9 protein-coding genes and 1 pseudogene are annotated in these 9,226 nt (G+C 42.1%); all 10 read right to left on the bottom strand.

What is annotated here, in order from left to right:
• Positions 1–346: pseudogene (locus HT715_RS11310) on the bottom strand (transposase family protein); the annotation flags it as partial.
• A gap of 57 nt (positions 347–403) precedes the next feature.
• Positions 404–2,638, bottom strand: coding sequence for a DNA internalization-related competence protein ComEC/Rec2 (locus tag HT715_RS11305; RefSeq protein WP_138700418.1), 2,235 nt, complete (start codon positions 2,636–2,638; stop codon positions 404–406).
• Complete coding sequence (locus HT715_RS11300; RefSeq protein WP_000387332.1) at positions 2,622–3,272, bottom strand: helix-hairpin-helix domain-containing protein; 651 nt, start codon at positions 3,270–3,272, stop codon at positions 2,622–2,624. Before HT715_RS11300 ends, HT715_RS11305 begins: the two co-directional genes overlap by 17 nt.
• A gap of 67 nt (positions 3,273–3,339) precedes the next feature.
• Positions 3,340–3,909, bottom strand: coding sequence for a GNAT family N-acetyltransferase (locus HT715_RS11295; RefSeq protein ID WP_000443735.1), 570 nt, complete (start codon positions 3,907–3,909; stop codon positions 3,340–3,342).
• A 212-nt stretch (positions 3,910–4,121) separates the two neighbouring features.
• Entirely contained in the window at positions 4,122–5,126 is a 1,005-nt protein-coding gene (locus tag HT715_RS11290) for a PhoH family protein (RefSeq protein WP_138707089.1), read from the bottom strand.
• Between the two features lie 84 nt (positions 5,127–5,210).
• Entirely contained in the window at positions 5,211–5,426 is a 216-nt protein-coding gene (locus HT715_RS11285; RefSeq protein ID WP_001232084.1) for a YozE family protein, read from the bottom strand.
• An 8-nt stretch (positions 5,427–5,434) separates the two neighbouring features.
• On the bottom strand, positions 5,435–6,289 hold the full coding sequence (cvfB, locus tag HT715_RS11280) for an RNA-binding virulence regulatory protein CvfB (RefSeq protein ID WP_001095471.1): 855 nt from the start codon (positions 6,287–6,289) through the stop codon (positions 5,435–5,437).
• A gap of 59 nt (positions 6,290–6,348) precedes the next feature.
• A complete protein-coding gene (frr, locus tag HT715_RS11275) occupies positions 6,349–6,906 on the bottom strand; it encodes a ribosome recycling factor (protein WP_001262225.1) in 558 nt (185 codons plus the stop codon).
• A gap of 8 nt (positions 6,907–6,914) precedes the next feature.
• A complete protein-coding gene (gene pyrH, locus HT715_RS11270) occupies positions 6,915–7,652 on the bottom strand; it encodes a UMP kinase (protein WP_000002996.1) in 738 nt (245 codons plus the stop codon).
• 83 nt (positions 7,653–7,735) lie between these two features.
• Positions 7,736–9,070: a methylenetetrahydrofolate--tRNA-(uracil(54)-C(5))-methyltransferase (FADH(2)-oxidizing) TrmFO gene (trmFO, locus tag HT715_RS11265; protein ID WP_000083733.1), complete on the bottom strand. Its 1,335-nt coding sequence runs from the start codon at positions 9,068–9,070 to the stop codon at positions 7,736–7,738.
• Between the last annotated feature and the right edge of the window lie 156 nt (positions 9,071–9,226).

The raw sequence follows: 9,226 nt of genomic DNA, 5'->3' as shown, positions 1-9,226 counted from the left end.
GAAGTTTACTTCCGTCGCATCAATCATTACCGTGTCCTCAGAACTGAGAGGAGGTCTTGAAATCGTAAAACCACTTTGAACAAGAGTTACTTCAACCCATTGACTCCGATGGGTTAAGTTGCTTTCGTGGATACCAAAATCAGCCGCAATTTGTTCATAAGTTCGATATTCTCGCACATATTGAAGTCGCCATAAGAAGGTATTCTAGGCTTAATTTAGGTTTTTATCCATCTTTTGCGTGTTTAATTTTTAATACAGCTAACATCTCTTCAAAAGTCGTGCGCTGAACACCAACAAGACGATTAAATTGTGCATCAGTTAGTTGTTTACTTGCTTCATAATTCATAGAACTATTATACCATATTTTGTTTCGCAGGAAGTCTAATAATAATATTTATCTTTCCTATCGAACGCTTTCAATCTTCCAACTATTCCAACCTTTAAACCGTATAGCTCCATGCTGGTCAGTTCGGTAAACTTTGCTATTGATACCTTCCAGTCGTGTCAAAGTTTCCTGATGGGGGAGTTTCGTTCGATTGTTCTTTCCAACTGAGATGAGAGTCATCTCTGGTTTGAGCTGTTCTAAAAAGTCTGAACTTAATGATTTTTTAGAGCCATGTTGGCTAGCTTTCAAAACATCCACTTCTAGGTCAGGATAGTGCTTCAGCATGTCCTTCTCTCCTTTCTCCTCCAAATTTCCAGTGAAAAGAAAGTTTTTATCCAAGAGTTTTCCATACAAAACCAGGGTATCTTCATGATCTCCAATTTTCCTTGGAGATAGGACTTCTAACTGACTTCCAAAAATTGGCAAGTTCTCTCCTGCTGTCACACTGCGCACCTTGGTTTGAGTCGCCTGTAGTTCTGCCACAAATTCCTTCTGTTTCAGACTTCCTTTTGATACTAAAATCTCCCCTACATGAAAAGCCTTGGTCACCTCCAACAAATCTCCAACATGTTCCTTGTCCGTATTTGTCAAAATCAGCTGGTCAATCTTGGCTACTCCTCGACTTTTGAGATAGGGAATCAAGGTTCGCTGGGCATTGCTGGTCGTCGCCTTTTCTTGCCATTTTTCAATTTTCTTATCAGATTCTGCCTTGCCACCTACATCTATGAGAATGGTCTTCCCAGTTACATCCCTTAGGAAAATACTTTCTCCTTGCCCCACATCCAGCATGGTAATTTCATTTTCCAGTGGATGCTTGGTCAAGAAAAAGAGACCCACAATAAGTAAGCTGAAGCCAGCTACTCTTTTGATATTTTTCCTCAAATCATAGACCAAAGCCAAGGAAATTAACAATAAAATTAAAAACCATGCATTAGGTTGTCCAAAGACAAACGGCCTACTTGTCATCTGCGAGACCAAGCGAATCATTCCCTCCAACCATTCAAAGATAAAATTCAGTTGAATGACTGGATAGAGAAAGGAAAGGGCAAATAAGATAGACAAGAGCGGTAAGAAGGTCAAGTCAAATAGAAAGGAAAAGACAAAGGTCAAGAGGATGGACCAAGGTTGAAATTCCGCAAAATAGAAGGATAGAATGGGCAATATGCCCAAGGAGATGACTAGACTTTCACTAGCAACAGCCTTGAGCCCCTCCCCTTCTTTGCTGGTCATGGTCAGGATAAAAGCATAAGCGCAGGACAAGACTCCTCCTGCTGTCAAGAAAAAGTTTGGCATGACAATAAAGAGGAGAAACACTGTCAAGGCAAAATTATCCAAGCCCTTAACCCCATGTTGAGCCAGTAGCTTTTGCAAGAGACTGCGAATAACCGATGCTGAAAATCCAGTTAGTCCCGCATAGATAAGGGAAAAGGGATAAGTCAGCCATTTCAACTTTTCTTGGGTCAAGCCCAATCGCAAGAGAAGTTTCTTAAATCCGTTCATGAAAAAACCTACCTGCATGCCAGATAGGGCAAAGAGGTGGATAATTCCTAGACTGGAATAAAGCTCATTCATCTCCTCAAAGTCGGTGTCCAGATGTCCCAGCAAGAGTCCTGTCATGTAATTGCGCATAGGGTCTGGAAAGTGCGTCTTAATCCAAACCACAGCCTTTCGACGTAAACTGGACAAGTTTTCTCCTATATCCCAACTGCCAATCTTTTGAAGTGACTGGATTGTTTTGATATTGAGAGTCTGGTAAATTCCCTGAGTCTTCAGATAGGCTTGGTAATTAAAGCCACCAAAATTTCTCTGCCCTTCTGACTCCGAAAGCTTCCCTTCTAGTCCTATCTCATGCAGGTCGGTTAAAGCTTGAAAGGCTTCTTTCTCCTCCTCGGACTGGAGTTTATAATAGACTTGAAAAATGCGTCCATCAGCCTTGCCGCGAAAGGACAGACTATCACCATTGACCTTAACAGTGTCAGGCAGAATCCGTACCCTTTCAACAGAATCCGCCAGATTTTGACTCGCTTGGCTCTGTTGCCAATTTTGAAACAGAAACCAGAAGCCAAAGACTCCACAAATCACTAAAACTTTGCCTGTTGATTTCCATGGAAATTGGAAAAAGAGACAGACTAGCAGAAAAACAAAGCCCAACAAAGCAAGATAGGATGCTGAGAAAATAGCGTAATAAAACCAAAGTAACAAAAAACTCAGGTAAATTAGGGGAATGGGGATGTTCTTAATCCACTGTAACATAGTCTTTTAGCTTTTCTATGGTCTTAGCACCAATGCCAGAGACCTTCTTGAGTTCATCAATCGACTTGAATTTCCCATTTGCCTCACGATGGTCTATAATGTCCTGAGCTCGTTTTCCTCCCAGTCCCTTAACCTGTTTAAGCTCTTCCAGACTGGCCTTGTTGAGATTGACCTTCTTTTCCTTGCTTGTTGAAGAAGCTGTCCCCGAACCAGTCTGTTGACTAACTGCTTCTTCTCCCTTAGTAGGAACGTAAACCAGAGCCTCATCACTAACTTTCTGAGCTAGATTGAGCGACTTGCTGTCTGCTTGCTCTGTCAAGCCACCAGCCTTCTGAACAGCATCATTGACTCGACTACCTACAGGCAAGTCATAAATCCCTGGCGATTTGACAGCACCTTTGACATCTACTGTGATTAGATCTTGTTCAAGGGGTTCTTCCTTCTCTTCCTTGTTCACTTCCTTTTCGGATACCAAATCCTTGGAAACAGCTGCAACTTCAGCCTGCAAATTCGTTTCCTTTACAGGTGTTTGTGGAGCTGGCTTTAGCAGGAAAAATCCGCCTACAAGCAAGCCCAGACCAGTACAGATGACGATGATTTTATACTCTTTGATTTTCTCGATAATTGCTTCCATATTTTCTCCTCTCTTAGATTATTCGTAAGAGGAAGAAAAAACAGTCGAAAAATTTCTTTTCAACTGCTTATTTATTTGCAAAATAGTCTTCCTTGGTCAAGACATAATGAACTCTTGTCACGATTCGGCCTTTTTCATGCTGGTCCATACAAGCATAAGCTTCTTCGTGGGAAAAACGCATGCCTGATTTCTCCATGACCTTTCCTGACGCGGGATTAGCCTTATCGTGTAAAGCAACTAACTTATTCATTCCTATCTTCTCAAAAGCTAGCTCAATTACGGCACGATTGGCTTCTGTCGTCAATCCTTGATTCCAATACTTTTTATTGATAATGTAGCCAATAGCTGCCTTCTTAAGAACAGGATCAATCTTGTGCAAGTCAATGGTTCCGATAAACTTGCCGTTATCTTTTAATTCAATCCCCCAGCGTCCCAAGGGATTAGCCAAGTAGAACTGAGCAATATTATTCTTGGTTTCTTCTACATTTTGATTGGTTGAAAAAGTGTAACGTGTATTATCCTTGTCCGAGGCATAGTCAAACATTGCTTCCGCATCATTCAAAGTTACAGGTCTAAGCAACAAACGCTCTGTCTCGACTATGGGATACTGAGCTAGTTTTAAAAAGATTGATTCCATACGTTTCTTCCACTTGAAACCTTTCTAATCTAATATAAGGATATTGAATAAAACATTTAAAAAGCAAACTTATAGTAGATTGAAATAAGATATAAACAAATCAATCAGGAAAGTCAAATTAATTTCTAAAAATGTTTTAGCAGTCACAACGTACTATTCTAGCTTCAATCTACTATAGATTTAGTATTGAGATAACTTTAAGTACAAAAGAACTATCCTTCATATAGAGGTTGAGAATCTAATTCTTCACTCTCTTCTTTTTTAACCTGTTCTGGTTCATAGGCTCGGATAATCTGAGCGACAACTGGGTGGCGAACCACATCCTTGGCTGAAAAATGAACAAAGTCAATCTGGTGAATGTTCTTGAGTTTCTCTTGGGCATCAATCAAACCGGACTTGACATTGCGTGGCAGGTCAATCTGACTGATATCTCCATTGACAATCATCTTAGAATGAAAACCTAAACGAGTCAAAAACATCTTCATCTGCATAATGGTCGTATTTTGCGCCTCATCGAGAATGACAAAGGCATCATCCAAGGTCCGTCCACGCATATAGGCAAGGGGCGCAATCTCAATAATTTCACGCTCCATGAGTCGAGTTGTTTGGTCTTTCCCCAGAATCTGATACAAAGCATCATAAACAGGTCGAAGGTAAGGATCTACCTTCTCCTTAAGATCACCCGGAAGAAAACCTAGACTCTCTCCTGCTTCCACCGCTGGACGTGTCAAGATAATCCTCTTGACTTGCCCACGTTTAAGTGCAGTCACTGCTAAGGTCACTGCAAGAAAGGTCTTCCCTGTACCTGCTGGCCCAATTCCAAAGGTCACATCATGCTGTTTAACACTGTCCACATAAAGTTTTTGACCTAGTGTTTTGACACGGATAGGCTTCCCTGTATTATCCTTGATAATTTCTTCTTCATAAAGGGCGACAAATTTGTCGATTTCATCGTTTTTGACCATGCTAATCGCAGTCACTACATCTGGTGTGCCGACTGTCATTCCACGATTTACCAAAACCATCAAGGCTTGAATAACTTGTCTAGCTTCCTCACAAGCTGACTCCCCCCCCAAGACTTGTACAATCTCTGTACGAGCATGAATCACCACATCAAGCTCTTCTTCCATCAAACGAAGATGGCGCTCATTGGAACCAAAAAGATGAAACAGGTCATCTGGATGACTCAGTTGAATGTCTATTGAATGTTCCTTCAAATAAAGAACCTCTCTAATCCTTTTATTTCTTTTTATTATAGCAAAGGGATGGAGAAATTACTAGCCCAAACCCAATGAATCATGCTAGTGTTCTAAGTATTCTTGCCAGATAGCGTCAAAGTCTCCTAGGTTAAAAGAGAAACTGGCATGTTCTTCCAAAAAGCGACTCACCTCATCAAAATCATCTGTGTGTTTTGGAAAAGCTGATTCTTCAAAGGCTAGGTCTGCTAGGATAGCTTTGGGACTGTTACTTTTAGGATTGCGCTCGGTCATGAGCCAAGTGTAAAATGATTTTCTCATATGTCACCCTAGATCAATTCTGTCCCAAACTGGTCTTGCTTGATTTTACCAGCCTTCATAAGACCACCTAAAACTTTCTTGAACTGACCTTTAGAAATGCCAAAGGTTGCCTTGATGTCATCTGGAGATGACTTATCATTCAAGGTCATGAAACCGCCATTGCTTTCCAAATAAGTCAAAATCATCTGGGCATCATTTTCCAACATTTCAAATGAACGTGGTTTGAGGGAGAGGTTCAGAGTGCGGTCCACTTCGCGGAAACCAATGACACGCGCATCTAAAACTTGCCCTAAACGTGGCTCTGCATAGCGCTCGCTAGGATGGATAAAACCAAGCATGTTATTTTCTGGCAGGTAAACAAAAGTTCCTGACAGCTTGAGGCGGTATACAATGGCTGGCCAGTTTTGGTTCTGCATGTTGTTGTAGGCAGGTCGAGCCAGACGTTGGAAGTCTTCTTGATAAGCCAAGAGTCCCCAGATACGATCTTTCTTGTCCACTTCAAGACGGATGTAGAGTTGATCACCCTTCTTAGGCCAGAGTTCCTTGAGCTCAGGGAGAATATCGAGTGACACAACGATTTCCTTGTCAGGAAGGCCTGTATCCACAAAGACACCCAAGTCTTTACGAACTTCTGTGACACGTCCCCAACCAAATTGGTCCTGAGTGGCAGTCACTTCTAGAGTTGTCAAGCGGAGTTTTTGCTTCATATCCGTGTAGGCAAAACCTTTAACCGTATCCCCTACTGTATGTTGACCTTCTTCCTTGGTAAGAGCATAGGTCTGGCCATCCTTTTGAACAAAGTAAAAACGGTCGTTTTCATCGATGATGAGTCCAACGATAAAACTTGCAAGATTTGTATTCATATTTCCTTCTTTCGAACAAAACTCAGCCAGCAATGCCAACTGAGTTTTTCTGTTTATTTTTAGACTTCCAAGAGTTCTTTCTCTTTGTTGGCAGTCATGTCGTCGATGTGTTTAACAGCATCATCTGTTACTTTTTGAATGTCTTTTTCAAGAGTCTTCAATTCGTCTTCAGTGATTTCTTTTGCTTTTTCTTGTTTCTTAGCTTCATCCATAGCATCGCGACGGATATTGCGGACAGCCACTTTAGCATTCTCACCGACTTTCTTCACTTCTTTAGCAAGGTCACGACGAGTTTCTTCTGTAAGAGCAGGGATAACCAAACGAATTACAGAACCATCGTTAGCTGGTGTGATACCAAGATCAGAAGCGTTTAAGGCACGTTCGATGTCTTTCAATGAAGACTTGTCAAATGGTGTTACCAACAAAACACGCGCTTCTGGAATGGTAATTGAAGCAATTTGGTTAAGAGGAGTTTCTACTCCATAGTATTCTACATGTACACGGTCGAGTAAACTTGCGTTGGCACGACCAGCACGGATACCACCAAATTCACGAGCAAGTGATTGGTGAGACTGGGTCATTCTCTCTTTAGCTTTTTCAATAATTGCGTTAGCCATAATCTTTCTTATTCCTTTTCTTCGATATTATTTGAAACTGTTGTTCCGATATTTTCACCAAATACGACACGTTTGATGTTGCCTGGTTGGTTCATGTTGAAGACAACCAAGTCAATGTCGTTATCCATTGAGAGGGTTGAAGCAGTTGAGTCCATGATACGAAGACCTTTATTGATAACGTCACGGTGGGTCAATTCTTCAAACTTAACGGCTGTCTTGTCCTTCTTAGGATCGGCATTGTAAACACCATCGACCCCATTTTTAGCCATAAGGATAGCATCCGCTTCGATTTCAGCTGCACGAAGGGCCGCTGTTGTATCTGTTGAGAAGTAAGGTGAACCAATTCCGGCACCAAAGATAACGATACGGCCTTTTTCAAGATGACGAAGGGCACGTCCACGGACATAAGGCTCTGCCACTTGTTGCATTGCAATAGCTGTTTGCACACGCGTATCAACACCAACTTGTTGCAATGAATCGGCCATCACAAGAGCATTCATAACAGTCCCAAGCATTCCTGTGTAATCTGCCTGAACGCGGTCCATACCTGCTTCTGCTGCAGGTTCTCCACGCCAGAGATTTCCTCCACCGATAACAAGGGCAATTTCGATACCTAAGCTATGAACTTCTTGAATCTCTTTTGCGATTGTTTGAACTGTTTGGATATCAATCCCTACGCCACGTTCACCGGCAAGGGCTTCACCTGATAACTTGATTAAAATACGTTTATACTTGGGATTCGCCATTTTCACTCTCCTTCTTTTATCCTACCTATTTTATCACAATTTCTAAGATTTTTATAGTATCATGAGCGATTCTTTCAAAAAAATTAGACAGTCAAAAATTCCTCTAAATCGCTGAGGGCACGCTCTGCAATTTTTTCATAACGAGCCTTCTTATCACGGATACGTTCGCCTTCCAACTCCTTGATAATCCCAAAGTTGACATTCATTGGTTGGAAATGTTTGCTGTCGGCATGGGTGATGTAATGAGCTAGACTTCCAATCGCTGTTGTCTCTGGGAAAATAGCCTCACTTTCACCCTTGAAGAGTCGAGCCGCGTTAATACCTGCAACTAAGCCTGATGCTGCGGACTCTACATAGCCTTCCACACCCGTCATCTGACCAGCAAAGAAGAGATTTGGTTGTTTCTTAGAACGGTAGGTCTGCTCCAGAAGATTTGGTGAATCCATGTAAGAATTGCGGTGCATGACCCCATAACGAACAAACTCCGCATTTTCAAGACCTGGAATCATTTGGAAAACGCGCTTTTGCTCTCCCCATTTAAGGTGGGTTTGGAAACCGACGATATTATAGAGGCTACCAGCTGCATTGTCCTGACGAAGTTGAACCACCGCATAAGGGGTTTTAAATTCTCCATCACGAGGACCTGTGTAGTCGTCTGGATACTCAAGACCGACTGGTTTCATAGGACCATAAAGCATAGTTTTAATGCCTCGTTTGGCCATGACTTCGATTGGCATACATCCTTCAAAGTACTTTTCTTTTTCAAAAGAATTGAGCGGTGCTTCTTCCGCATTGACCAAGGCTTCATGGAAATCCATAAACTCTTGCTTGGTCATTGGAGCATTGAGATAGGCTGCTTCTCCCTTATCATAACGAGATTTGAGATAGACCTTACTCATATCGATAGTGTTGACATCGATAATAGGCGCTGCTGCATCGTAGAAATAGAAGCCATCGCCATTATTAAGGGCATGAATCTTTTCAGCCAGGGCATCGCTAGTCAAGGGACCAGTCGCCACAACTGTAATAACATCTGTTGGCAATTCTGTAATTTCATCACGCACCACTTCAATCAAGGGGTGGTTGACCACTTTTTCGGTCACCATTTGAGAGAAACCATCACGATCCACCGCAAGGGCTCCACCGGCAGGAACACGTGTAGCCTCAGCAGATTCCAAGATAACAGAACCCAAGCGACGCATTTCTTCCTTGAGAAGACCAACTGCATTTGTCAAAGCATCCCCACGCAAAGAATTGGAACAAACCAACTCAGCAAAATTGTCTGTTTTGTGCTGAGGAGTCGACTTGACACCACGCATTTCATAAAGTTTAACTGGAATACCACGCTCTGCGATTTGGTAAGCTGCTTCAGAACCTGCCAAACCAGCACCGATAACATTGATATAAGATTGAGACACGACACTAATACCTCTTTGGGAGTGTGAAGTTAAGATTCACATTGAAAAAGCCAATCAGACTTACGAGCTTTCGAGTTTCTTGGCTCAGGCTGAAAAAGTCCATTGGACTTACTTCGCTCTCGAATTTCTTGGCTCAGGCTGAAAAAGTCCCCCAGA

The sequence above is a fragment of the Streptococcus sp. 4155 genome, from assembly GCF_013276695.1.
In the GTDB taxonomy this organism is placed as follows: Bacteria; Bacillota; Bacilli; order Lactobacillales; family Streptococcaceae; genus Streptococcus; species Streptococcus pseudopneumoniae.
The sequence above is the reverse complement of the archived record's forward strand: the minus strand, read 5'-3'. Positions and strand labels throughout refer to the sequence as shown.